The organism is Enterococcus sp. DIV1314a, from assembly GCF_051713805.1.
In the GTDB taxonomy this organism is placed as follows: domain Bacteria; phylum Bacillota; class Bacilli; order Lactobacillales; family Enterococcaceae; genus Enterococcus_I; species Enterococcus_I aquimarinus.
The window spans coordinates 2,447,815-2,473,963 of sequence record NZ_JBIOQP010000001.1; the positions used below are offsets into that span (position 1 = coordinate 2,447,815).

20 protein-coding genes and 1 other annotated feature are annotated in these 26,149 nt (G+C 38.4%); of the genes, 1 reads left to right on the forward strand and 19 read right to left on the reverse strand.

Going from position 1 to position 26,149, the window contains the following annotated elements:
- Positions 1–7: 7 nt before the first annotated feature.
- From IGI68_RS11695 to parE, 8 genes are all read right to left on the reverse strand, one after another.
- Positions 8–709: a methionine ABC transporter permease gene (locus IGI68_RS11695; protein WP_438732999.1), complete on the reverse strand. Its 702-nt coding sequence runs from the start codon at positions 707–709 to the stop codon at positions 8–10.
- Positions 687–1,727 carry a methionine ABC transporter ATP-binding protein gene (locus IGI68_RS11700; protein ID WP_438733001.1) on the reverse strand — a complete coding sequence of 347 codons (1,041 nt, stop codon included), beginning with the start codon at positions 1,725–1,727 and terminating at the stop codon, positions 687–689. Before IGI68_RS11700 ends, IGI68_RS11695 begins: the two co-directional genes overlap by 23 nt.
- 301 nt (positions 1,728–2,028) lie before the next feature.
- Positions 2,029–2,265 (reverse strand) — a binding site (T-box leader).
- Positions 2,266–2,526: 261 nt separating this feature from the next.
- Positions 2,527–3,357 (reverse strand): DUF1803 domain-containing protein, encoded by an 831-nt coding sequence (locus tag IGI68_RS11705; protein ID WP_438733003.1) that lies wholly within the window; start codon positions 3,355–3,357, stop codon positions 2,527–2,529.
- 76 nt (positions 3,358–3,433) lie between these two features.
- On the reverse strand, positions 3,434–4,363 hold the full coding sequence (locus tag IGI68_RS11710; RefSeq protein WP_273229669.1) for a manganese-dependent inorganic pyrophosphatase: 930 nt from the start codon (positions 4,361–4,363) through the stop codon (positions 3,434–3,436).
- Between the two features lie 131 nt (positions 4,364–4,494).
- Positions 4,495–5,265, reverse strand: a complete 771-nt coding sequence (gene pflA / locus IGI68_RS11715; protein ID WP_438733005.1) for a pyruvate formate-lyase-activating protein — start codon at positions 5,263–5,265, stop codon at positions 4,495–4,497.
- 66 nt (positions 5,266–5,331) lie between these two features.
- On the reverse strand, positions 5,332–7,614 hold the full coding sequence (gene pflB, locus IGI68_RS11720) for a formate C-acetyltransferase (protein WP_438733007.1): 2,283 nt from the start codon (positions 7,612–7,614) through the stop codon (positions 5,332–5,334).
- Positions 7,615–7,893: 279 nt separating this feature from the next.
- Positions 7,894–10,350, reverse strand: a complete 2,457-nt coding sequence (gene parC, locus IGI68_RS11725; RefSeq protein WP_438733009.1) for a DNA topoisomerase IV subunit A — start codon at positions 10,348–10,350, stop codon at positions 7,894–7,896.
- 13 nt (positions 10,351–10,363) lie between these two features.
- A complete protein-coding gene (gene parE / locus IGI68_RS11730) occupies positions 10,364–12,352 on the reverse strand; it encodes a DNA topoisomerase IV subunit B (protein WP_438733305.1) in 1,989 nt (662 codons plus the stop codon).
- Between the two features lie 197 nt (positions 12,353–12,549).
- Between parE and plsY the strand changes: the two genes are divergently transcribed.
- The gene (gene plsY, locus IGI68_RS11735) at positions 12,550–13,182 is read left to right on the forward strand and encodes a glycerol-3-phosphate 1-O-acyltransferase PlsY (protein WP_273229661.1); all 633 of its coding nucleotides are present in this window, start codon (positions 12,550–12,552) and stop codon (positions 13,180–13,182) included.
- Positions 13,183–13,375: 193 nt separating this feature from the next.
- Here plsY and IGI68_RS11740 read toward each other — a convergent pair whose 3' ends face one another.
- The 11 genes from IGI68_RS11740 to IGI68_RS11790 all read right to left on the reverse strand — a co-directional run bounded on the left by IGI68_RS11740 (position 13,376) and on the right by IGI68_RS11790 (position 26,146).
- Complete coding sequence (locus tag IGI68_RS11740) at positions 13,376–14,251, reverse strand: aldose 1-epimerase family protein (RefSeq protein ID WP_273229659.1); 876 nt, start codon at positions 14,249–14,251, stop codon at positions 13,376–13,378.
- An 18-nt stretch (positions 14,252–14,269) separates the two neighbouring features.
- Positions 14,270–15,055: a GTP-sensing pleiotropic transcriptional regulator CodY gene (codY, locus tag IGI68_RS11745; RefSeq protein WP_438733012.1), complete on the reverse strand. Its 786-nt coding sequence runs from the start codon at positions 15,053–15,055 to the stop codon at positions 14,270–14,272.
- A gap of 18 nt (positions 15,056–15,073) precedes the next feature.
- Positions 15,074–16,471, reverse strand: coding sequence for an ATP-dependent protease ATPase subunit HslU (gene hslU, locus IGI68_RS11750; protein ID WP_071875135.1), 1,398 nt, complete (start codon positions 16,469–16,471; stop codon positions 15,074–15,076).
- Between the two features lie 3 nt (positions 16,472–16,474).
- Positions 16,475–17,020 (reverse strand): ATP-dependent protease subunit HslV, encoded by a 546-nt coding sequence (gene hslV / locus IGI68_RS11755; protein ID WP_071875134.1) that lies wholly within the window; start codon positions 17,018–17,020, stop codon positions 16,475–16,477.
- 33 nt (positions 17,021–17,053) lie between these two features.
- Positions 17,054–17,956 carry a tyrosine recombinase XerC gene (gene xerC / locus IGI68_RS11760; RefSeq protein ID WP_438733015.1) on the reverse strand — a complete coding sequence of 301 codons (903 nt, stop codon included), beginning with the start codon at positions 17,954–17,956 and terminating at the stop codon, positions 17,054–17,056.
- 391 nt (positions 17,957–18,347) lie between these two features.
- A complete protein-coding gene (locus tag IGI68_RS11765; RefSeq protein WP_438733017.1) occupies positions 18,348–19,481 on the reverse strand; it encodes a DUF5776 domain-containing protein in 1,134 nt (377 codons plus the stop codon).
- The gene (locus IGI68_RS11770) at positions 19,482–19,793 is read right to left on the reverse strand and encodes a hypothetical protein (protein ID WP_438733019.1); all 312 of its coding nucleotides are present in this window, start codon (positions 19,791–19,793) and stop codon (positions 19,482–19,484) included.
- Between the two features lie 55 nt (positions 19,794–19,848).
- On the reverse strand, positions 19,849–20,244 hold the full coding sequence (locus IGI68_RS11775) for a phage holin family protein (protein WP_438733021.1): 396 nt from the start codon (positions 20,242–20,244) through the stop codon (positions 19,849–19,851).
- A gap of 335 nt (positions 20,245–20,579) precedes the next feature.
- Entirely contained in the window at positions 20,580–22,694 is a 2,115-nt protein-coding gene (locus IGI68_RS11780) for an SGNH/GDSL hydrolase family protein (RefSeq protein ID WP_438733023.1), read from the reverse strand.
- Between the two features lie 15 nt (positions 22,695–22,709).
- Positions 22,710–25,448: a phage tail tip lysozyme gene (locus IGI68_RS11785; protein ID WP_438733025.1), complete on the reverse strand. Its 2,739-nt coding sequence runs from the start codon at positions 25,446–25,448 to the stop codon at positions 22,710–22,712.
- A complete protein-coding gene (locus IGI68_RS11790; protein ID WP_438733027.1) occupies positions 25,445–26,146 on the reverse strand; it encodes a phage tail protein in 702 nt (233 codons plus the stop codon). The genes IGI68_RS11785 and IGI68_RS11790 overlap by 4 nt, the downstream gene beginning before the upstream one ends.
- Between the last annotated feature and the right edge of the window lie 3 nt (positions 26,147–26,149).

Consider the following 26,149-nt stretch of genomic DNA (forward strand, 5'->3'; position numbering starts at 1 on the left):
TTCCCTCCTAATAAATAGACTTAATATTTTTGATTAGTTTTTTCCCAATTAATTCAATTACCAATACGAGTATTAAAATCAAGAATATACTCACATACACTACGTCCAATCGGTTTCGTTGAAAACCTCTAAGAATCGCAAAATTTCCTAGTCCACCCGCACCGACAACACCCGAGATTGCGGACAAACCAATTAGATTAACCAATGTGATAGTTGTAGCTCTCACCAGTGATGCACGACTTTCCCTTAAATAAACATAAATAATAATTTCAAAAGGCGAAAAGCCCATTACTTCAGCTGCTTCGACAAGTCCCTTATCAACTTCACTCAAAGCCGCTTCGACTTGTCTCGTAAAAAACGGTGTAATACCGACAACTAATGGAAAAATTGCACCTGTTGTTCCTATAGAAGTTCCTGAAATTAATCTGGTCAACGGTATCAAAGCTGCAATCAAGATTATGAATGGAATCGATCGGAATAAATTAATGCTCTTATCAATGATATTGTATATCCACAGATTTTCTAAAAGCCCCTTTGGTCCCATGACTACTGACATCACACCTAACAGAAGGCCTATGATAAAGGCAATAAATGCTGAACTCGTGACCATAATAATCGTTTGACCAATCGCCTCCAATAGTTCAAATCTTAATTCATATACTCCCGGTAAATATTGCTGAACAAAATCATTCATAAATAACCACCTCAACTTGTACTCCTTTTTTCTTCAACGCTTCGATAGCTTCTCGTTTATTTTCACCTGTGAGTGCTACGAACAAACTTCCTAGTTGTTTGTTATCAAGAAAAGCGATGTCGGCTAAAAGTATATTAATATCAACTCTTTGTGTTTTTGCAACAGACATAATCACCGAATCTTGTACTTGATTATCCACAAAATTTAATCTTAAAAACACAACACCGTCTATCTTTGGCTGTTTCTTTGCAATGTAGACCTTGATAACATCCTTTACTTTCGCCAAATTTGATGTTGTTTCTATAAATTCTCTTGTTAAAGAATAGTTAGGTTTAGTAAAAACATCGAAAACATCACCTTGTTCGAGTATTTTGCCAGCGTCAATAATGGCGACTTTATTACATATTTCTTTAATGACAGACATTTCATGTGTAATTAATACAATAGTTATCCCCAACGTTTGATTTAATCGTTTTAATAAAGAAAGAATCGATAGCGTTGTTTGCGGATCTAGTGCAGAAGTTGCCTCATCACACAGGAGAATCTCAGGATTGTGCGCTAAAGCTCGAGCAATTGAAACACGTTGCTTTTGACCACCGGATAATTGAGCCGGATAGACATTGGATTTATCTAGTAAACCGACATAATCCAACAATTCGTCCACTCGCCTTTTTTTTTCTCCCGAAGATAAGTCACTCTTTTTTAAAGGTAGGGCCACATTTTCAAATACTGTTCGCGAAGGCATTAAATTGAAGTGCTGAAAAATCATTCCTGTTTTTTTTCGAAACTCTCTAAGTGACTTTGTACTTAATTCATTAACTTTTTGTTCACCTACTGTAATTGTTCCTTCTGTTGGTTTTTCAATACCATTTATTCCGCGTATCAATGTAGATTTACCAGCGCCACTATATCCAATAATTCCATAAATATCACCTGACTCAATTTCTAAGTTAATACCATCCAACGCTCTTATTTTCTGACCGTTAGACTCATATTCTTTTACAAAATCTGTAAAGCAGACTAAACTACTCATTTATCCATCACCATCTTTTTTAATTACTTTCATTTTTTTAACTAACAACTTTTCATATACGAAGATTTCCATAATTCTAAGTGGTAACCTCATAATAAAAATCGCAGTTTTATTGTTAGATATCCTTTTTAAATCTAGAACCTTCATCCCCCATCGCTCAACTCTCTCTTCTGGTAGATATTTGAGTGTTTTGACAATTTTATTCTCACGCTCCTTTAAATTTCTGTTTTTTTCCTATTGAAAAAATAATAAGGTATACACAAAAAAATACCCATCCCTTTGTTTATCAATGATTGATAAACAAAGGGACGGATATTTTCCGTGTTACCACCCTTATTCATGATAGGGATAACCTACCACCTCAACAGTTCGACTTCTTTAAGTGAAACCTGGCAAGATAACGGTTGCTTCCGTTTAAGTAGCGTAAACTACTTAAATACTCCGAGCTCATCTTCACCGATTGCCGCCATCCCCTTTCTCACCATCCGGGTTCTCTTTTATCGCTTTCGTCAGTTACTCTTCTCTTCATCGTTTTTAAGTTCGCATTATTAGAATTAGATTAATGATTTAATAGAATTTATCATTATTATTTCACTTTGTCAATAGTTTAATCCAGCTTATTCCTTAATCAATCATCGTACTTTTTATTTTTGTGCAATGATTGCCGGTATGTATCATTCCTCTTCGAAAATCAGTTCTCTTTAAAAATTCCAGATGACCAAACTTCGCACAACTTAAAAAACCACCGAAATATTTTTCCGTGGTTTCCAAATATAATATTGAATCAGAAGGTTTTTCCCTATTTTAACATCGTAATGACGGTTAGCTGACTAAGCCCAAAGTATTGCAAGCATTCACCAAGGAGCATGCATTGTTCTGCAAACGATAAGCATGAGAACTCCTCTTCCAACTCATGGTTTAATCCAAATGTTGTCAGTGACGTTTGAATAGGGACAGTGACGACCCATCGATCCTGGTAGTCAATCAGTTGAAATTGCTGTAACGATGTTAAAAAGATATTTTCACGAATTCTTCGCCGCTGCTGCTGGATTTTATCGAGAATCGTCCAAACTTGATCTAGATAATAATGAGGATCGACATCGCCAATCAGCGACTCCATCGGTTCAAAGAGCGAATTAGCCGCTGATTTAAGGTGTGATTGAAAATAATGTGGCAAGGTCCAAGCATCTTCTTGTGTCGCTAAAGAAGTAATCGTGACTAGATCATTGGAAATCGTCGCGTAATACGAAAAAGGCACTGTCTCATCTAATAAAAAAGGAGAATAGTCTTTGTTTTTTGGATACAAATGATTGAACGCAATAGATCGCTCTTCTAACGAAAGTGCTGCTAGATACGAGATTACTTTTTCCTTTACCATTTCGTAAGTCATCGACGTTGACGCTTGCATTGTCGGCAATAAAAGGGAATACCGTTTATCTTGTCTTTTAACGATTGCTTCTTTAATTAACATATCGAGTTGCTGATCAATTTTTGGCGTGCTGATTTGTTGCTTAATCTCTCTTAACGTTGGCTTGCTTTCGTTATTTAGTAAATTGCCTAACTCTTGAAAAAAAGAACTACTTAAAATTGCTTCCAGTGACTGATTTTCAGTCTTCACCATTACTTTCATAATCAAATCTCCTGACGAAAAAGACTTGCTACAATTGACGACATTCGATTCGTCATTTTTGTAACAAGCCTTTTTATTATTGGTTAAAGCTCTCTGTTAATTGAGGAACAACTTGTTTTTTCCGTGAAACCACACCAGGTAAGAAAGCACGGTGATTGACAAGTGTCACTTGGAACGCTTGTTCAACATTCGCAACCGGTTCACCTACCACTAATAACTCTGAATCACTTGCTAAAATATCCGTCGCAATTAATAAGAATAAATCGTAATGATTTTCTTCCGATAATTGCGCCATTTTAACTTCTAATTCTGCTTGTCTATCAAAAATTTCTGATAAATCAACGGTATTCACTTGCGCGACTCGAACGATTTTATCGCCCATGGTAAAGCTTTTCGCATCTAAATCTAATAAGAAATCAACGGATTTATCACTTAATTTTGTTCCAGCTTTTAACATTTCAAGTCCGTACTCTTCTAAATTTACCTCAGCAATCGCTGCAAGTTCATTTGCAATCCGCACATCATCTGGCGTGCATGTTGGTGATTTAAAGAGTAATGTATCTGAAATAATGGCGGATAACATGATACCAGCGATTGCTTGCGGAATTTCGACATTTTCTTCTTTGTACATTTTCGCAATAATCGTACTTGTACATCCGACTGGTTCTGCACGGTAATACAGTGGATTCGCTGTTTCAAAATTCGCGATACGGTGATGATCAACGACTGCTAACACTGTAAGGTCTGCAATGTCAGATACACTTTGTTGAAACTCATTGTGGTCGACTAACATGACGTTAGTTGTTTCTTCTTTTGCCTGCGTAATCACTCGTGGTGCAGCTAATTGAAAGTAATCAAGTGCATATTGTGTTTCTTCACTTGGTTCTCCTAAAGCAACGGCTTCTGCTTCTTTTCCTAAGGCTTGTTGCAAGTGTCCAAAGGCAATGGCTGCGCCAATTGCATCTGTATCTGGATTTAAATGTCCAAAGACTAAAATTTTTGACATGATTTTCGCTCCATTCTTTCCATTTCAATATTCATAATAGCAAATTTCGATGAAAATTACCATGTTTATCTCATAAGAAAAAAGAGCAACAAGAATTCTTGTCACTCTTTGAAGTTCCCTTTATATCCTGATCATGAACGCGTTAAATAACCATTATAATCTTCAACATGGAGCAGTTTTTTAGCATTTTCTACTCGAGGATTGGTTGGCGGTTCAATTCCTTCTAACGGATATTTCAATCCAAGTTCCTCCCATTTATATCGTCCCATTGTATGGTAAGGAAGGACTTCTACTTTATCGACATTTTTTAATGTTTTAATAAAAGTATTTAACCGAATTAAAAAGTCATCGTAATCCGTTTTCGTTGGCACTAAAACGTGTCGAATCCAAACCGGTTGATTGATTTCAGATAGATAATTCGCCATTTCCAGAATATTTTCATTCGTTTGCGTGGTCAATTCCTTATGTCCTTCGTTATCAATATGTTTAATATCAAATAACAATAAATCGGTATAATTCATCAATTCGTTAAATTGTGAAAAGAATGGTTCTTCTTTTGTAAATGGTTTACCGCATGTATCAATCGTTGTATGAATACCTAACGCTTTGGCTTTTTTGAATAAATCCGTTAAAAATTCAAGTTGTAATAGCGGTTCGCCACCACTGACAGTAATCCCGCCATCTTTTCCCCAATACGAACGATATTTTAATGCTTCCTCTAGAACATCATCCGCGGTACGAACCGATGCTTTTGGATCATTAATTTTCCACGTATCTGGGTTATGACAAAACTGACAACGCATCCGGCAACCTTGCGTAAACACGATAAATCTTACGCCTGGTCCATCGACGGTACCAAAGCTTTCTGTTGAATGAATACTCCCTGTGATTGGAGTTGCCATACGAATCCCTCTCTCTCTTTAAAAAAAGGGTGAGCAGCTAAGGCTGTCACCCTTTATTACAATCTATTATAACTTATCGTGTGAAGTTCTTGCAATAACGTCTGCTTGTTGTTCTGCCGTTAAATCACGGAATTTCACCGCATAACCAGAAACACGAATCGTTAAGTTTGGATATTTTTCAGGATGTTTTTGAGCATCCAATAATAATTCGTTTGTGAAGACGTTGACGTTTAAGTGGTAACCGCCATTGTTGAAGTAGCCGTCCATCACATTACGTAAGTTGTTAATACGTGTTGTTTCGTCTTTACCTAAACCATTTGGATTAATCGTTTGTGTATTTGAAATCCCATCAAGTGCATGCGTATATTCTAAGCGAGCAGTTGAGTTTAATGATGCTAATAAACCATTTTTCTCTCCTAAGAATTTACCATCTTGATAACTTGGATTTGCCCCCGGTGCTAATGGTTTACCTGCACGACGTCCATCTGGTGTATTACCAGTTGCTTTACCATAAACCACGTTTGAAGTAATGGTTAATAGTGAAGTTGTTGGACGAGAGTTACGGTAAGTGTGTTGACGTTTAATTTGTGTCATAAAGTAATCTAAAATCCAGTTTGCCATTGCATCTGCTTCCGCATTGTCATTTCCGTAAGTTGGGAATTCATTTTGTGGAACATAATCAATTGCCATGCCATCTTCGTCACGAATCACTTTGACATTACCATGTTTAATGGCCATTACGCTATCGGCAGCATGAGAAATCCCTGCAATACCTGTTGCAAATGTGCGTTTTAAATCGCTGTCCATTAACGCTAATTGTGCTGCTTCATACGCATATTTATCATGCATATAGTGGATAACATTTAATGTATTAACATATAATTCTGCTAACCAATCCATGATTTCTTTGAAGTGTTCCATAAATTCACCATATTCAAGGGTATCACCTGTCATTGGACGGAATTTTGGCGCAACTTGCATTTTTGTTTTTTCATCGACACCACCATTGATTGCGTATAAGACCGCTTTAGCAAGGTTCGCACGCGCGCCGAAGAATTGCATGTCTTTACCTGTTACCGTTGCAGAAACACAACAAGCAATCGCGCAGTCATCTGATCCCCAGTTTGCGCGTAATAAGTCATCATTTTCAAATTGGATTGAAGAACTTTCTTTCGCGATTTTCGCTGAGAATGTACGGAATCCTTCTGGTAATTGTGAAGAGTATAAAACTGTTAAGTTTGGTTCTGGTGATGGTCCCATGTTTGTTAACGTATGTAAGATACGGAAATCATTTTTCGTTACTAATGAACGTCCGTCTAAGCCCATTCCCGCAATCGATAACGTTGCCCAAATTGGATAACCAGAGAATAATTGGTTGTATTCTGGCGTACGTGCAAATTTAACCATACGTAATTTCATGATTAAGTGATCGATTAATTCTTGTGCTTCAAATTCAGTAATGATTCCTTTATCTAAATCACGTTGAATGTAGATATCTAAGAAAGTAGAGATACGCCCAATTGACATCGCTGCTCCGTTTTGTGCTTTAATTGCGCCTAAGTAACCGAAGTATAACCATTGAACGGCTTCTTGTGCATTTTCAGCTGGACGTGAAATATCAAAGCCATAAGATGCAGCCATTTTCTTCAAGTCATTTAACGCACGGTATTGTTCTGAAATTTCTTCACGTAAACGAATTACATCGTCTGTCATTACTTTATTTCCAGTGTTTTCATGGTCTTTTTTCTTTTGTTCCATTAAGAAATCAATACCATATAATGCAATACGACGGTAATCACCGATGATGCGTCCGCGTCCATAAGCATCTGGTAACCCAGTAATAATTTTGTTTTTACGTGCTAAACGCATCTCTGGCGTGTAAGCATCAAATACACCTTGGTTATGTGTTTTGCGGTATTCAGTAAAGATTTTTTTCATATCTTCATCGACTTCATAGCCGTTTGAAACGAGCGCGCCATTGGCCATGTTAATGCCGCCAAAAGGTTGGAAGGCTTGTTTCAATGGAACATCTGTTTGTAAACCAACAATTTTTTCAACTTCTTTAATTAAATAGCCTGGTGCATGAGAAGTTAAGGTTGCAGGGTTATTTGTATCCATGTCGTACACACCATTTTTTTCGTGTTGTACTTCAAATAATTCTTGTAACTTAGTCCATAATTGATCTGTACTTGGTGCAATTCCTTCTAAAAAGCTATCATCGCCACGGTATTCGGTATAGTTGGCTTGAATAAATCCACGTGTATCAACTTCTGACTCCCAGCGACCACCCTTAAAACCTTCCCAAGCGGTGTTAAATTTTTCTACATTGTTTTCTACGATAGATGACATTGATTCGTCCTCCTTATTTTCTGCTCATTTGTTGTAACAGCTCTACGTGAATAGTATAACACATACTCATTCTTTTGCAAGCCTTAACCTAAAATATATTGAGCATAAATGACGAAAAATTCGATTAATTCGTCATAAACCCTTATTTATCAATGTTTTTAATTTGTGATTAATTTTTCTAACTTTATTTTAAGAATATAATAATCAATGAACAATCTAAAAAACAGCGCATTCTGTATTGGTACAGAATGCGCTGTTTTCTATTTTTAATAATACAGTTTAGCTATTTTCGATTTCTACCTGTTTGATTTTTCGAACTTGGAAGACTTTACCCCCAACTTTTTCATCCATGACAAAGCTACCATTGGATGTCCGATCGGCAATTGGGAATGATTGGGCGTTGATTGTCACTTGCTCGCCTTTTTCGTTTTGCAGTAAAAATTCTCCATCCTGTCCATTATCCATAAAAATGATTCGATGAGGATTATTCTTTAATTCTCTTAATACCATCTGTCCGCGTTTCCCACGACTCGTCTGTGCAATTTCTTGCGCTAACATCCGCTTAATCGCACCACGTTGCGTCACGATGATGATTGGCGTATCGCCTTGTGAATAGACCACTAATGCTTGAACGATAAAATCTTGATCCTTTAAGTTAATCGCTTTGACACCAGCCGCTTTTGGTCCCACAACTGGTACTTCTGCTAGTCCGTAACGTAACCCGTAGCATGCATGAGTTGTCAGGAAGATATCCAAGTCTGTTTCATTTTGATCGACTAATTGCACATGAACGAGGACGTCGGTTGTTGTTTTGAAGGTCATCGCTGTTTGTGAACGGCTCTTATACGTACGCCAAGGTGCAAATTCACTTAATTTCGTTTGCTTAATCCATCCTTCACGACTAACTAAGACGAGTTGTTTATGAGGATCGATTTCTTTGTAATCAAAGACGGCCATGATTTCTTCTTCCGGTAAATAACTCGCGATTGTTTGAGACATGTGTTCTCCGAGTTCCTTATAACGCAATTCCGTTATTTCGTGAACCGGACGATAAATGACGTTCCCTTGATTTGTCACGAGTAAAAGATGATCCAGTGTATTTAATTGTTTCAAGTAAAGAAGTTGATCCGAATCTTTCATTCCGATTTCCTCCGGTTTTGAAGCTTGATATGAACGGAGACTACTGCGCTTGAGATAGCCTTCTTTTGTCACAGCTACGATTACTTCTTCTGGTATGACTAACACTTCTGTTTCAATAATAATTTCTTCTATCTTATCTTCAATTTCCGTTAAGCGTGCATGACCATATTTTTTCTTAATGTCGCGCAACTCTTTTTTGATGACGCGCAACAATTCCGCTTCTTCAGAAATAACTTTCGTCAAGTGTGTGACTTGTTCTGCCAATTCTTTGGCCTCACTGCGCAATTGTGTAATATCGGTATTCGTTAAGCGATACAACTGTAACATCACAATCGCTTCTGATTGTTCTTCTGTAAACTGATGTTGGATAACGAGTTGTTCCTTGGCATTTTTCTTATCTTTGCTTCCACGAATCGTCGCAATGACTTCATCCAAAATCGATAAGGCCTTCATTAACCCTTCAACAATATGTTGACGCTTTTGAGCTTTTTCTAAATCAAATTGTGTTCGTTGTAAGACCACTTGACGACGATGCGCGATATAACTTTCAAGAATTCGTTTTAAACCAACTTGTTTCGGATGCATATGATCAATCGCAACCATATTAAAATTATAGTTTACTTGCAAATCAGTATGTTTAAATAAGTAATTTAAAATTCCTTCTGCATTCGCTTCTTTTTTTAGTTCAACAACAATCTGTAATCCGTTTCGATCACTCTCATCACGGACTTCACTAATACCGTCAATTTTTTTATTGAGACGGACTTCATCCATTTTTTTGACAAGATTGGCTTTATTGACTTCATAAGGAATTTCATTAATCACGATTTGTTGTCGGCCGCCTTTGATCGTTTCGATTTTTGTTTTCGACCGTAAGATGACACGACCTTTACCCGTTTGATAGGCACGGCGAATTTCTTCTTTTCCTTGTAAAATGCCACCTGTCGGAAAATCAGGACCTGGAATAAACTCCATTAATTTATCAACTGTCGCATTCGGATGATCGATTAAATAAATGGTCCCTTCAATGACTTCTTCTAAATTATGACTTGGAATTTCAGTCGCATAACCTGCTGAGATTCCGGTTGAACCATTGACTAATAAGTTCGGATATTGTGCAGGTAAGACAACGGGTTCTTTTTCGGTATCATCAAAGTTCCAGACAAAATCGACCGTTTCTTTCTCAATATCTTTTAATAATTCACCACTTAACTGAGAAAGTCGTGCTTCTGTATACCGCATCGCAGCCGGAGGATCCCCATCCATACTTCCGTTATTTCCATGCATTTCAATCAAAACTTCACGTAATTTCCACTCTTGGCTCATTCGAACCATCGCATCATAAATACTGCTATCGCCATGAGGATGATAATTCCCCATGATATTTCCGACAGACTTCGCTGATTTTCTAAAAGCTTTTTCGTAAGTATTACCGTCTTTATGCATCGAATATAAAATCCGACGTTGAACGGGTTTTAACCCATCCCGAATGTCAGGTAATGCTCTTTCTTGAATAATATATTTTGAATAACGCCCAAAGCGATCACCCATCACTTCTTCTAATGTTAATTCTTGTATCTGTTGTTGGTCAGTCATTCAGTGATCCCTCCTACTTCTCAAATGAATCCATCGCTTGTTTTTGATTAAATTGATCGTCACTCATTGTTGATTTATCTAAAATACTGCTATCTTGCGCAAGAGTGAATTGGACATTGTTCTCGATCCAGCGGCGACGTGGTTCAACTTTATCGCCCATTAAGGTCGTGACGCGTCGCTCTGCTTGTGCAGCATCGTCAATTCGAACACGAATCAGCGTACGCGTCGTCGGATCCATCGTTGTTTCCCATAACTGGCTAGCATTCATTTCACCTAACCCTTTATATCGTTGAATCATATAGCCGCGTCCAATTTTCGTGATTTTTTCACGCAATTCCTCTTCCGTCCAGGCATATTCAATCACTTCTTTTTTCCCTGTTCCCTTTGATACTTTGTAAAGAGGTGGTAGCGCGATATAGATTTTGCCCGCTTCAATCAATGGTTTCATATAACGGTAAAAGAACGTTAACAGTAACACTTGGATATGGGCACCATCGGTATCCGCATCGGTCATAATAATGACTTTATCGTAATTACAATCTTCTAATGAAAATTCTGGACCCACACCAGCACCGATTGTATAAATCATCGTATTAATTTCTTCATTTTTTAAAATATCTTGCATTTTCGCTTTTTCCGTATTAATGACTTTTCCACGTAACGGTAAAATCGCTTGAAACTTGCGCTCTCGCCCTTGTTTCGCCGAACCTCCCGCTGAGTCCCCCTCGACTAAGTAGAGTTCATTGCGCTTAGGATTGCGCGATTGAGCCGGTGTTAGTTTCCCTGATAGTAACGATTCGCCTTTTTTGCGTTTCTTGCCGTTGCGACTTTCTTCTCGTGCACGACGCGCTGCTTCACGTGCTTCACGCGCTTTTAGTGCTTTACGGATCAACATTTGGCTAATTTCGCTGTTTTCTTGTAAATAATAGCCTAATTGTTCACTAATAATTTGTTCCACTACGGAGCGCGCAATTGGGGTGCCAAGTTTTTCTTTGGTTTGTCCTTCAAATTGCAATAAATGTTCCGGCACTCGAATCGATAGAACCGTCGCCAGTCCTTCTCGGAAATCACTACCTTCGAGATTCTTATCTTTTTCTTTTAATAAATTAACCTTACGAGCATATTCATTAAACGCTTTGGTTAAGGCAGTCTTCATCCCGACTTCGTGCGTCCCACCGTCTTTTGTCCGAACGTTATTAACAAAAGACAAGAAGTTCTCAGAAAAACCATCATTATATTGTAACGCAACCTCGACTTCGATTCCTTCTTTTTCTCCTGAAAAATAGGCAATCGGTGTTAAATGATCTTTTTCTTCGTTCAAATAAGCAACAAAGGCTTGAATCCCTTCTTCGTAGTGGAAATTTTCTTCTAAAGCGGGCTCAGTCCGTTGATCGGTTAAATTAATTTGAATGCCACGCAATAAGAACGCGGACTCTCTCAGACGCTCTGCCAAGGTCTCATACGAAAATTTAATCGTTGAAAAAATCGTTTCATCTGGTAAAAAGTGGACCTTTGTCCCATTGCTGCGCTTTGTTTTCCCGATTTTCTTTAAGGTTCCTTGCGCTTTGCCACCGTTTTTAAAGAGCTGACGGTATTCAATGCCATCCCGATAAATGGATACTTCTAACCAACTCGAAAGGGCATTTACAACACTGGCACCAACGCCATGAAGTCCACCTGACGTTTTATAGCCCCCTTGTCCAAATTTTCCCCCGGCGTGTAAAACAGTAAAAATCACTTCTACGGTCGAAACACCTGAACTGTGCATTCCAACAGGCATCCCCCGACCACTATCTTCTATACTAATACTATTATCAGAATATATTACAACATCAATTTGATTGCCATATCCAGAAAGAGCCTCATCGACTGCATTATCGACAATCTCATAAACGAGATGATGTAACCCCCGTCCATCCGTTGAACCAATATACATTCCTGGTCTTTTTCGAACAGCATCTAACCCTTCTAATACTTGAATCGAATCATCGTTATATTCCATTGTTTTTTTCTTTGTCAAAGCAAACGCTCCTTTGTTTATCAAAATCACTCGAGTCATTATACATCATAATCGATCCTTATCGCAAAAAAATCCAAATATTTTTCTTTCGATTATCGTTGATGATTGTACGAAATCGATTGTTGTATCGTCTTTTTCATGCTAAGATATGACTAGATATTTTTAGAAAGCGAGTTATTATGAAAACGATTATTTTGTTACTTACTGCTTATTTACTGGGATCCATCGCTTCAGGTGTATGGATTGGCCAATTTTTCTTCAAAAAGGATATTCGTCAATTTGGGAGTGGCAATACGGGTACAACGAATACGTTCCGTGTGTTAGGAACCAAAGCCGGTGTCGTCGTCTTATTGATGGATATTTTAAAAGGAACACTAGCTACCTTATTGCCTACGATTTTCCATTTAGAGAATGTGAACCCATTATGGTTTGGTTGTATGGCGATTCTTGGGCACACGTTCCCAATCTTTCTACGCTTTAAAGGCGGAAAGGCTGTTGCGACAAGCGCCGGAATGGTATTAGCTTATAATCCCCTATTCTTTTTTTATTCGGCTGTCTTTTTTTTAATCATGCTCTACTTAACAAGCATGGTCAGTCTTTCAAGTATGTTGACAGCCATCTTTTTTACCCTCTCAACGATTGCCTTACCGTATGTCGCTCCTGCTATTTTACCAGAGCATAACTGGCTATTAACGGCGATTGCTCTTGCGGTCACAATCTTTATCTTCTATCGCCACAAAGATAATATAAAGCGAATAAAAGACGGAACTGAAAACAAAGTTCCTTTTGGATTAAATCACAAAAAAAAATAATACCCGATACGCTCTTTTTATCGCTAGCTTAACACCTTAAAGGCCAAACAGCAATTGCAGCTGCTTGGCCTTTTTACTATTTAACATGGTCACCTGAATGAAAGCTCGCACGAAACAGATAAAAATAGTGCTGGTAATGTTTACCAACACTATAAAGAGGGCGTCGATTTCCCGCAAATCCAGCTTTTCAGGCTTATTTCACAGTAATCGCATATTTGGTTGTGAACGTTTCTTGTGCTTGTAAGGTTTGAATCCCAAATTTTTCTTCTAATTTCCCGCTAGCATCCGTTGAATCCGCAATGCCTGCCCAAGGCTCGATACAAACAAAGGGTGCATCGGTACCATAAGGCGTCCAAATCCCCACAAACGGCAAATTGTTAAAGGATAACGTGACACTATGAGGAGACTTTTCACTACAGATCGAAAAAGAGTTCAATCCTTTTGTTTCATAAATCAAGGCATCATTTGAAAACAAGTCGCGTGTTAAGGCAATGGTTGCATTCGTTTGTCCTAACGTTCGATTTTCCACGTCAATGTAACGACCTTTTAAAGGAATCATAATTCTTGATTTCATTGGAGACGATTTTAAATAGTAATCTTCAAACGTTAAGTCCTTTTCTAAGGGAACGTTAAATGCAGGATGACCACCAATTGAAAAGAACATCTGCTCATCAGACGGATTGACTACTTTATAAGTGACGGATAGGCCGTCTCCCCCTAATTGATAGGAAAGATAGAGTTCAAAATCAAAGGGATACACCTCGCGTGTTTCTTGATTGCTTTTTAAAACAAACGTCATCGCGTCTGATGACTGTTCATACACTTCAAATTCCATATCTCGTGCAAAGCCGTGTTGACTCATCGGATACGTCTGGCCATGATAGGTGTATTCATTATCCTTTAAAGCACCAACAAAAGGAAATAAAACCGGTGAGCGACGTCCCCAGTAAGTGGCATCCCCTTGCCATAAATATTCGATTTCATGTTCTTTACTGTATAAGCTATGTAACTCTGCTCCTTTTGAGTCGAGCGTTGCTTGTAAATAGGCTGTTTCAATCGTAAATTTCATCCCACATCCCCCTAACTTTTATGCTTTATGAAGCTCTTCCTTGAAGCGATGATTTAATACTTTTAAATAAGTCCCTTTCATACCAAGAGATCGCGATTCAATAATACCAGCTGATTCAAGTTTTCTGAGTGCATTCACAATTACGGAGCGCGTAATCCCAATTTCATCCGCAATATTGGAGGCAGTTAAACGACCTTCGTCTCCTTGTAATGCTTTAAAAATGGCACGTACGGCAATTAATTCACTGTACGATAAGGTGCTAATCGCCATTTGAACAGCCGTTGCACTCCGAACATTTTCTTCAATGGTCCGTGATTGTTGATACAAAATTTGCATCCCGACAACCGTCGCACTATATTCTGCTAATACTAATGCATCATCGTCGAAGAAGCGATCAATTCTTGATAAAATAATCGTACCGATACGAGCGCCTGCACCATAAATGGGGACAATTGTTGTCACACCATCTGGATAAAGTTCACGTGATTCTACGGGAAAAGCCGTTAAATCACTACTAATTGGAATATTCGCTTCTGTCATCGATAAGCGGTCGACCATATCCGTATAACTTTTTGGAAACTGTTTTTCAATAAACATGTTTTTAACACGCGCGTTATTCACATCGTGTTTTTCGGTAAACCCTAACAACGCACCCGCTTGACTAATGATATACGTGTTACTATTCAAAATTTCGCCTAAGACCATGGCCATTTGATCATAGGGCAAATCAGTTGCCGAATCAAACGTATTTTTTTGTTGTAACAACTCATTAATTTGACGCGTCTTATTTAATAATGTACTCATTCTTACTCCCCCAGTAGCTTAAAGTATGTAACGACTTAAATCTTCATTTTCTGCAATTGACGCTAATTTCTCATTCACATATGCTTCAGTAATTGTAATTTCCCCCATTTGAATATCTGAAGCTTCAAATAATAAATCTTCTAACAATTTTTCTAGAATGGTATGCAGACGTCTAGCACCGATATTATCGGTATCGCGATTGACTTGGAAGGCAATTTGCGCAATGCGTTCAATGGCTTCAATGGTGAAGATGACTTTAATCCCTTCCGTACCGAGTAACGCAACGTATTGCTTCACTAAGGCATTATTAGGTTCTTTTAATATTTTGACAAAATCATCCGCTGTTAAGTCGTCTAACTCGACACGAATCGGAAAACGTCCTTGTAATTCAGGAATTAAATCGCTCGGTTTGGATAGATGGAATGCACCAGAAGCAATAAATAAGATATGGTCAGTCTGTAACACACCATACTTGGTATTGACTTGTGATCCTTCCACAACTGGTAAAATATCCCGTTGAACACCTTCTCTTGAAACTTCTCCCGATTGTTGGGATTTTGAAGTGATTTTATCAATCTCATCAATAAAAATAATACCGCTTGAAGCTGCTAACTGTAAGGCTTCACTGTGAATATCCGCATCATTTACTAGTTTCGAGGACTCTTCTTGTAAAAGAAGTTCTCGGGCTTCTTTTACGGTAACCGTCCGTTCGATTTTCTTCTTCGGTTTTAAAGCACCTAACGTTTCGTTCAAGTCAATTCCCATTTGTTCAAACCCTTGATTCATTGAAGGTGTCTGAATCTTCGGTTCTTCGATTTGAATGGTTACTTCCCGTTGATCAAGAACCCCACGTTCTAATTGTTCATAAATCGATTGACGATTGCTCCGAATTTCATCCGTTAGTTCCTCTTTTGTCTCTTCAGGTTGTTGCATTTGGTTAAACATTGACATCATTTGGTCATAAGGATTGACTGATTTCTTTTGTTCTTTTTTGATTCCTGGCACTAACAATTTGGCTAAGCGGCGATTCGCTTTTTTCTCAGCTTGGACACGGACACGTGCATACTGCTCTTTTCGGACAATTTGAATCGCATTTTCAACTAAATCGCGGACCATGGACTCGACATCGCGTCCCACATAACCGACTTCTGTAAATTTTGTAGCTTCAACTTTAATGAATGGCGCTTGTACAATTTTCGCTAAACGACGGGCAATTTCCGTTTTCCCAACCCCAGTAGGTCCGATCATTAAAATATTCTTTGGCGTCACTTCTTGTTGCATTTCTTCCTCTAATTGTAACCGACGATAACGATTACGTAAGGCTACAGCGACTGATTTTTTGGCGGCTTCTTGCCCAATAATATAGCGATCTAATTCTTTAACAATTTCTTTTGGTGAAATATCTTGATTAACCATGGCTTAACATTCCTCCACAATAATATTATGATTCGTAAAGACACAAATATCGGCTGCTACAGTAAGAGCGTTCTTCGCAATTTCTTTAGCGGATAATTCAGAACCGCCATATTGTTTCATCGCTCGTGCTGCAGCCAGCGCATAGTTCCCACCAGAACCAATTGCCAAAATACCATCGTCTGGCGCAATCACTTCGCCCGTTCCGGAAACGAGTAACATTTCTTTGTCATTCATCACAATCAACATCGCTTCCAGCTTCTGCATCGCACGCTCGGTTCGCCATTCTTGCGCAAGTTCGACCGCTGCTCGTTGTAAATTACCATTATATTCATTTAATTTATTCTCGAATTTTCCTTCTAACGTAAAGGCATCGGCCACACTCCCTGCAAAACCGACGACTACTTGATCATGATAAATTCGTCTTACTTTTTTGGCTGTGCCTTTCATAACGATTTGTTCGCCCATTGTTACTTGACCATCTCCGGCCATCGCAAATTTGCCGTCTTTTTCAATCGCACAAATCGTGGTTGAGTGAAAATCTGATTTCATTGATGTATTCCTCCTATAGATAGATCAATTTCACTAAGCTCTTGGATGAAATTGACGATAATTTTTTTGTAGACTCTCTTTTGTAACATGCGTATAAATTTGTGTCGTAGACAAATTTTCATGTCCTAGTAATTCTTGCACTGTCCGCATATCTGCACCATTATTTAATAAGTGTGTCGCAAACGTGTGTCGTAATTTATGGGGATGAATTTGTAAATCCAAACTCCCTTTTTTTATGATTTGATTTAAGATATAACTAATCCCTTTGGGTGTTAACTGCTCCCCACGGTGATTGACAAAAACATACGGATGCATCTGCTGATATTTGTCCATTAAATGAGCACGTCCAGCGTCACAATATAATTTTAAGGCGCGATAAGTAGATGTATTAAACGGAACGTAGCGCTCCTTATTCCCTTTACCTGTCACGCGAAAAACCGCATGCTCCCAATCGACCATTCCGAGTTCTAAATCGCAACATTCACTCACACGCAAACCAGAACCATAAAGAACTTCTAGCAAGACGCGATTTCGTTGATCAAGAGGAGTATTCCCTTGAATGCTTTCAAACAGACGGTTCATTTCATTTTCATAAAAGAAATGAGGTAGGCGTTGGTTTTGTTTTTTTAAATGAACGTAACTAAAAGGATTTTCTGAAATCACACTCTGCCCTAAAAGATACTGATAAAAAGAGCGGAGACTTGCCGTTTTACGATTAATCGTATTTCGACTATATTTTTTATCATTCGTCAAATAACCTAAATAAATCCTGACGTCTCGATAGTCAACTTCAAGATAATTCGCATTCCCTGAATCGGTTAAAAATTGTAAAAAATCAGCGATGTCTCTTTCATAGGCAAGTTGTGTCTGGTCGGAATATCCTCGTTCCACAGTCAAATAGCGAACAAATTCATAGACCCAATTTCGTTCTCCCATAACATTCCTCCATCCTAATATTGTAAAGATTAGCATAGCCAATCAAAAAATACAATTGAATTGTCAGAATTGTATACAAAATTAACAATAGTGTGACAATGTCCTATTAAACGCCTGTTTTAAAGCCATTTTGATAATTTCAAATGCACACACTATCACACTTTGTAGCACATTCATGCTACTTTTGTGCTACTTTTTAAAAACGTGTTTCTTCTATTATATTGTAAAACTAAAAAAACTTCTTTGAATTGATTCTTGAACGGATTATTTTAGCACTCAAAAGTCTATACTTCACATTATATTCAATAAATAAGAATATTTAGAGAATTTTTGAAAATAAAATCTAACAAAAAAAGCCGGTCAATCCAACTAAGGACGACCGACTTTTGAATTAATACATTTTATTAACTAAGTTTTGGATAACCACAGGATCATATCCCGCTGCTTTTAATTTCGTGGTACGAGTTGTGCCGTTTCCCCAACCGCCTTGGCCGAGATAGATTTCTTTAGCGATTTCTTGGTTTGTTTTTTTCTTTGGTGCGGTTGTCGTTGTAGTTGTCACTTGCTGCACGATCGAGCGATTAGCGGATAACAAATAACCTGATTGCGTGACTAATCGAGGTAGTCCGTCGCTACGCTTTTTAACGTCTGTGATGACAAATACAGTACCCACTGGATAATCACCACCAACTTTGCCGCCTTTAAAATCTACGTCACTTGCTCCGTATAGACCATCAGCTTTTAACAATTTCGCTTTACCTGGGTTAGTCGTGTAATACTGCTTACTCCAATCCGTTTGTGCAGGTGCGCTTGTTACTAATTGGATGTCATTAGCGTGCGCCCATCCCCAGTTTTCGATGAGGTATTTTTTTCCACCTGGGCCAGAAATCGATTTAACTTTTCCGCTTTGGCCACGTTTAGCAGTGGAGCGGCCAGAACCGTATGAATCACGATAAAGAGAGTCAACCACTTTTACAGTGTCACCCACTTTAATATTAGCGGTATTTGGTTTAACTGTTGGCAAAGAAGGAGTTGTTGCTTTTCCTAAACGTTTGATTAATTCCGCAATGATGTAGTCTTTAACAGCATTTGTTACTTTACCATGCAATGCCATCGAACGATGTGGACAAGATGTTGAAACAAATTCGTGATGCAACCGTACGTTGTTTCTATTGGGAGTAATCCCTTTTTCTTTGTACCACTTTGCAACATGATCATACGTTTTTTGTTCGATTAGCAAGAATGTTTTTTCATCACCTTGCGACTGGCATTTTTCCACTCCTAAGTACCAAGTATTTCCTTCAGCATTTGCTGTATGCCATGCCATATAGTCGTAGCTTTCAGCATTATATACACCGTCAGTCCCAATATAATCATGTGCGAAACCAGATTCCGCTTGGTGATTTGGTAGCCACCCCCGATAAAAAGCAGCCGTTGCATTTTTAGAGCCTGCATCATTATGGAAAACCCAACCTTTAGCCGCTCCTGGTCGTTTACCTGCTACTCCACGATAAAATTTAACCATCTAAGCCACCTCCATAATTTTGTGATTAGGCACCGAGATCAATTGGTTCCCTACTTTAATTTTTGTAAAAACATCATTAGACCGCTCTACCTCGAACGTTCCGGACAATACAAAAAAATCACCGATGTTAAATCCATCGAATTCTTTTTCTTTTCCACTTGCGGTCACTTCAATTAATTCTGATGAATTTTGTTCGTTATTCATTTCAATTTGACCGCGTTCGAATGGATCGAATTCTAAAAATCCTTCTTCCGCAATTGCGCTGAGTATAAATGTACCGATAATGGACACTTTCTCGCCTGGTTCAAACATAATAATTCCTACTTTCTTTTTTATTTTTTGGGTAAAGAAAAAGGACTAGCGTTTGCTAATCCTCTTTGTTGCCTGTAATTTTATTAATAAGATTTGATAACATATCTAACGCGCTATGATCCTTGCCGTCGCCCTGTCCACTTTTAATATGGTTGATAATACTCCACAACTCGTTTGCAATAAACGCGCCGATGACTAAAAACAGTGTTGCTAATCCTAAAACATCAAACATTAAAAAAACCGGGATAATGATAATACAAAGTAAGATCATTCCCAGTTTCGTTGCCAGCCCAATCTTCATTTTTTTGGATGAATACGTGCCGTTAAAAATTGAAATCACGTATCCTAAAATAAAGTCAAACATGTTTGCGAAAATATAAACGACGATAAACACGTATAACTTCGTATTATTGTTTTGTAGTAAATTCTGTAGCCAATCGATCATCTCCATTTGTACCACCTTTTCTTAGTTTTTTAACAATGTAAAAAGGACAGTCAGAATATTGACCATCCTTTTGTGCAACTTTTCTCATCTACCGCACAGTTTCTTAAAACTTTACGAAATGCTACCGCGCAGTTTGGTTCTACTTTTTATCATCCTTATGCGGAAGCTCTGTTAATCCAATATTATCTTGTTGTTCTTCGAAATAATTTCTTTCCCTGATTTTGCTTCTTTATTTCGCGTGTACCTAACACCGAATCTATCACATTTACCATAATAATTGATAGTAGGACCTGTCCCATCGCTTTTAAGTAATATTGTTTCTCCACATTTTTTGCAAACATTTATTTTGATACTAACGCATTCGACTTTTTTAACCCAATCAATTCATAGCCCTTAGTGTTTGGATGAACACCATCGATACTAATATAAGCACTTTTTGTATACTTGTTGATTCCACTATTGTTGAACATATCAAAAAAAGGTATATGCAATTTTTCGCAGGCTTCTTTTAACGCCACTACATAATCCCTAAAGTATAAACCTAGTGAGTTTGTATTTACGTCCACATCAGGAAACAGTGTTGAATCTGTCCAATGTTCTGAGAATACATATATCTTGATGTGTGGATATGTCTCTAAAATATCCTTAATCCCTTGATTAAAAGCACCAATAAATGTAGATGTATCGTAACTGCCTTGTGTGCCGATTGGATTAGCTCCTGCATAATCGTTGTACATATACATAACTGTAATATAGTCAACTTTAGTCCAATCAACAGCAACTAGATTAGCTACAATATCTTGATATTCGTCAATTCCTAAATCGTGCATTGTATCTGCTGTTTCAATAAGTGTAGTAAGGTCATTGTCCTTAATAGCTTTGGCTATTTTGAAAAATGAAAACTCAGCATAATAAGGATTGCTATGCACCGCCATCCGCGTACCGCCAAAGCCAAGTTTACTTGTATTTGCTCCTGTCAGTTTCCATATTTCAACGTGTTGTGAACCAAACTCCGTCATGGAATCCCCAAGCAAAACTACATTTTTGTTGTACAATGGCAGATTGGTTCTGTGAAGTGGAATCCACGGAACACCAGCAAAACTTCCGTTTGTAGTAACGCGATAAAATTCTTGGTGCGCAAGTAATAGATTAGTAGTCTTTAACCTCTGCTCAATAACTGATGGATTTACACGAGTAACTTCAACTCTCGAAGAGTGTTTTGTAATACCCCAGTAGTCGAAAGGAGGAAAATCAGTACATGTATTAGTTGCAATGTACACACCATCATCTAAAAATGTATTAATTGAAACAGTAGATTTAAACCCTCTAAATCTATATGTGTTAGTTAACATATCTACTGTGATTGAGTTTGGACGTGCAATACCTCCTGCAAGCTTCCAGTTTCTAATTGTACTACCATAAACATGAGCAACGTATTTATATTGATTATCATTCAACGCAGTTGCTTCAAATTTAATCCAAGCCGGATTTGACGGGGTCGTTTTACCTCGTCTAACCTCAATATGATACAAAACATCATTCGTAGGACAGTTTGTAGCTTGGTACGCTAAGTAGTTACCTTCCTCCGTGAGAGAGAATACATTTTGTCCAGTTGTTAAATAAGACTTTATCGCCCAATCATCTGCTAATTTGGTACTAGTTATGCTTTTATCCGCAATGCCTGTGCTTTGGTACACGCCTCCAACAGTCCAAGCACTACCGTCCCAGTAATACCAGTTTCCATCTGCAGCGACAACATATACGCCTACTGTTCCACTAGGAAATGCTGTTTGTAATTCCGACAATGTTGCATATGTCCCTTTTGGTGATGCATTTCCGATATTGCTAATCTGATCATCCACGTAAGTTTTATCAGCTTTAAGAGCGACTGTGTTATCTGTGTTTTGTAAAGATATTTTATCTGCTTTCGCAGTAGCAAGGCTATTCACTTCGCTTTTATCAGCCTTGACGTCTGTTAACTGGTTGATTTGATTCTCGGTTTGTGCCAACTGTGCGCTAAACTCATTCGCCTTCGCTAACGTCGTAACCAACGCTCCATACTCTGCAGTTGCTAACACACCTCTTGTTGTTCCGGCTAAATTTTGCACGGTGATCTCGAACGGTTTGGTGTGTGTTACTTTTCCGCCGTGTAGGATTTGAATGTATGCTGTGACTTTACCTGGCGTTAGCATGTTTTGTGGGTAGTCGATTTTAAAGACGCTCGTTGCTCTGTCGACAACAGAAAAAGCGGACAAATCTGTTAGTCCGCTTGCTTGGTTGTGCCAGTATAAATTCATTGCTGCTCCAATGATTTCGCCGATGACACCATTATCCGTGAGTTGTGCTGTTAACGATCTGCCGTCTTTGTCTCCTGCTGAAACGAATTGTTTTTGAATAATGTTGTCATTTGCTTTGTCTAATACGACATCGACATTCCGAAATTGATTTAATTCCAAATTCCCTCACTCCTTTTAAAAATTAATATATTCCCGTGGATTGATAAAATCGCTGCTGCTTGATGGCCATGGACCGTTCCTGAAAAATTGGAAATGGGTGTGTGGGTTTGTTGATGATCCTGTACTTCCCATATTTGCGATTTTTTGTCCTTGGGTAACAACATCGCCATTTGCGACGGATAACGATGAATTATGCGCATAGCCTGTGAACAAACCGTTCGCATGTTTGATAATTACGTAGTTGCCGTAGCTGTTTTCATATCCAGCAAAAACGACGGTGCCATCGCCTGATGCGTAGATATTTGTTGTGCTACCTGTTCCGCCTACTAAATCAATTGCGTTATGGAATTCTTGTTCGCCACTGCCGAATGGATCTGTGCGCCAACCAAATTCCGATGTCACTGTGATAGGATTGTCAATTGGTGCGCGCCATGCACCGCCTGTACTGATTTCTAAATCTTTAAACTTGTTGTACCAGGTAACGGCCCAACCTTCTCTTTCCGGATGAGCGACGGCTGGGCGTTCGAAGTTTCTTTCAAATGCATGTGCTGCTTGAGAAACATCGCTAATCGATTTAAATCCAGCTACGGTTGTTGGTGATACGGCACCAATCCACTGCCCGTTGTACATACACCAATCAAGCAAGTCCATCTGTGCGGACATTGTTGTGTAGTCTTTAGTGATACCTGCCGAACTCATTAATCGTTGGACGTATTCGCGACCGTTCCATGTTGGACTACCAACTAATGGATAAGCGGACCCATCCCACTGTACGGCACCATAGGCAGGACCACCGACTTGTGACATATCCGGATTCATCGCGGGGCCAACTTCGCCTTGGATGTTCCCAAGGATTCCGGCAGCTGCTTGCTTACTGTAACCTTTGCCAATGAGTATCGCCCACGCTTGCCAAGCGAATTTATCAGCGCTTGAGGTCACGCCTGGTGGGTATGTGCCGTTCCAGTCGCCACCACCACCGCCACCTTGGCCGGGGATTAATTGGACACCATTAATATAAATACTGTCGACATCCAATCTACCATCGATTACTGCAGATTGGGCTTCCAACTTTTGCATACGTGTGATTGGAGCATTAATCTCAAAAAAGTTTTGATGCATGAGCACTGCTAAATCATCACTAAATGACAATAGATCATTAAAACCACTATTATTACGTTTTCTCTCAAGTGCTAACACATTGCCATTGTTGTGTAATTTTGCTATCACTTGCCCGGTTTGTGTATCTTCAAATGCATAACCACCACCATCGATGACAACTTGATTTCCATAAGGCCCTATTGATTTTAAAACTGATCCAATGATTTCAGCACCAGATATCATTGATCCATAGATGTTTACACCGATGATGTCGATAGCTCGGAGTACTCCGGCTAAAATGTAATCAGCGACAATCTTGCCGTCTTGGGTTATGGCTAGAGGAAATGGACCATCCACACCATTCGATGAGTGTCCTAGTCCACCTAAATTAAATCGCCAAACATATTTTGCTGTATTGGCGTCATCTGTATCCATTATTCTTAGTTCTCTTGGTCTGTTCTTAGGCCAAAACATGATATGCCCTTTATCATTACCCGTGATTAATTGTGTAGCGTTAATAATACTTTCTTTCAAAAAATCAGTATTATGATCGATTTTTTTTAACAGGGTATTAATTTTGCTTTCGGCTTTTTCGGTGTAATAATCAACACTGCTTCCGGTCCCAAGTTTTTTGTATTCTTTTAAACGAGGATACCAGGTGTACTCGATCACTCGTTCTGTTACATTTTTCCTTGATCGTTGTAAGGTGCCATGTATTAAATCGCCTAATTGTAATTCGACGTATGCTAAATAGTCTTTGTATTCTAAGGTATTTGCTAAATCAACTAACGAAATTTCATGGGCTGATTTTTGCATGTGTACTTTTTGTCGTCCGAATAATTCTGTGTCCGCCCATTCTTTTAATTCAGCAACTGTTTTGCAGTTTTCATTTGTATATGTAGCTATGACCCGATTTTCATCAGTAATCACCATGCCTGGCGCTTCAAGATACTTCAAAGTGATTGGTTCTCTTTCTTCGTCGTAATCTCCTTCTGGTGTAGCTCCGATTAGATAAAGAGTATTGGGTGGTTCTTCTTCTGAAATGATCTCTACAATTGATTCTAAGTTGATTCCAAAATCAATACGAAATCCATTGTCATTTCCCAATTGTTCTTTTAAATAAAAGGTGTTGCCATACATATCTAGTTCACCGCCAACAACACTAATCAAATTTTGATTCCCACTGTTACTACCAATGATTGCATCAATTGGATGATTTTGTTTAATCGTAAATTGGTGCTGACTCCCCATGTTCGAAAGAAATTGATAGTTTTGGCTAAACTCTAATGATTCGCCAATCATTCGCATGATTGATGTGACTGTTTGATTTTTAGCAATCATATTGTCAATAAAATTGCGATTGACGTCCAGACCTTTAAATCTTGCTGTAAATTGGATATATTCACCATCGTCTTTAATCGTTGCTATTCTAAAAAGTTGCCAAGTGCGATCCGGTACTTGCGCTCTAATAACTGCATCTTTCACAATTAATTCAGACAATTGGCCTTCTTTCATGTACAACCCTGTCAGTGCATAACGACCATTTATTTGTCGGTTAATCTCGGGTTCTTCCCAGAAATCGACAATAGGGAACCCGTTATGGGTAAAATCCGTCTCGCCTAAATCATAGATATACAAATCTTCCGAAAAACTCATAGGAATACACACCTTCTAACGATGTCAGCCTCACTGATGTTACCAGACACTTTAATACGATTATGGCCCGTAGCAAGTAATGGTCTGTTCCCTTTGTTCTTGATCCTGGCACCTTCTGCTATCACTAGTCCATTTTCAGAGTCTATTTCGATTAATCCTGTAGGCGTATTTAATAATGTAAAAGTCTCATCGTTGCAATCGACGGTAATATTGCCACCTCTTGAAACAACACGAATAAGAGGACGAGCAATCTCATCCCCACTGTTGTGGATTATTTTTTCTTTATTTGGTTCTAATGCTATTTTATTTTCAGAAACATACCGACGAAATGGTTCGCTTTGAAATGTGACTTGGAACTTCCAGAAGAATCCATCTTCATTCTCAAATTCGATTGGTTTGCTTGAATTCGTCACGATTACATCGCGGTATTTACTCATGTCCGTAGATAATACTAGCTTACCAGAACCAGTTAGCCAGCGTTTCACTTCTTGCAATCGGTCAAAGTTAGCTAATTGTATTTCAATTGGATATTCGTATGCATCGTAATCGCCATAGGTCATATTCAATCGACCGCTTCTGCCACGTACTTTTTTTGATTCGTATATTTTAACCGGCGCTATTTCTGGTAAATATCCGGTATAGCACTCCATGTCTTCGATGGAGTGCAATTTCTTAAATATAAAAAATGGTTCGATCATACT

Excerpts from the sequence above, each read along its gene's own strand:
- codY (WP_438733012.1), bottom strand. The coding sequence starts at position 15,055 with ATGAGTACATTATTAAATAAGACGCGTCAAATTAATGAGTTGTTACAA.
- pflB (WP_438733007.1), bottom strand. The coding sequence starts at position 7,614 with ATGTCATCTATCGTAGAAAACAATGTAGAAAAATTTAACACCGCTTGG.
- pflA (WP_438733005.1), bottom strand. The coding sequence starts at position 5,265 with ATGGCAACTCCAATCACAGGGAGTATTCATTCAACAGAAAGCTTTGGT.
- xerC (WP_438733015.1), bottom strand. The coding sequence starts at position 17,956 with ATGGGAGAACGAAATTGGGTCTATGAATTTGTTCGCTATTTGACTGTG.
- IGI68_RS11775 (WP_438733021.1), bottom strand. The coding sequence starts at position 20,244 with ATGGAGATGATCGATTGGCTACAGAATTTACTACAAAACAATAATACG.
- plsY (WP_273229661.1), top strand. The coding sequence starts at position 12,550 with ATGAAAACGATTATTTTGTTACTTACTGCTTATTTACTGGGATCCATC.
- parE (WP_438733305.1), bottom strand. The coding sequence starts at position 12,352 with ATGGAATATAACGATGATTCGATTCAAGTATTAGAAGGGTTAGATGCT.
- IGI68_RS11705 (WP_438733003.1), bottom strand. The coding sequence starts at position 3,357 with ATGAAAGTAATGGTGAAGACTGAAAATCAGTCACTGGAAGCAATTTTA.
- IGI68_RS11770 (WP_438733019.1), bottom strand. The coding sequence starts at position 19,793 with ATGTTTGAACCAGGCGAGAAAGTGTCCATTATCGGTACATTTATACTC.
- IGI68_RS11765 (WP_438733017.1), bottom strand. The coding sequence starts at position 19,481 with ATGGTTAAATTTTATCGTGGAGTAGCAGGTAAACGACCAGGAGCGGCT.
- IGI68_RS11710 (WP_273229669.1), bottom strand. The coding sequence starts at position 4,363 with ATGTCAAAAATTTTAGTCTTTGGACATTTAAATCCAGATACAGATGCA.
- hslV (WP_071875134.1), bottom strand. The coding sequence starts at position 17,020 with ATGAAATCAGATTTTCACTCAACCACGATTTGTGCGATTGAAAAAGAC.
- IGI68_RS11785 (WP_438733025.1), bottom strand. The coding sequence starts at position 25,448 with ATGAGTTTTTCGGAAGATTTGTATATCTATGATTTAGGCGAGACGGAT.
- IGI68_RS11740 (WP_273229659.1), bottom strand. The coding sequence starts at position 14,251 with ATGAAATTTACGATTGAAACAGCCTATTTACAAGCAACGCTCGACTCA.
- IGI68_RS11790 (WP_438733027.1), bottom strand. The coding sequence starts at position 26,146 with ATGATCGAACCATTTTTTATATTTAAGAAATTGCACTCCATCGAAGAC.
- hslU (WP_071875135.1), bottom strand. The coding sequence starts at position 16,471 with ATGGTTAATCAAGATATTTCACCAAAAGAAATTGTTAAAGAATTAGAT.
- parC (WP_438733009.1), bottom strand. The coding sequence starts at position 10,350 with ATGACTGACCAACAACAGATACAAGAATTAACATTAGAAGAAGTGATG.
- IGI68_RS11700 (WP_438733001.1), bottom strand. The coding sequence starts at position 1,727 with ATGAGTAGTTTAGTCTGCTTTACAGATTTTGTAAAAGAATATGAGTCT.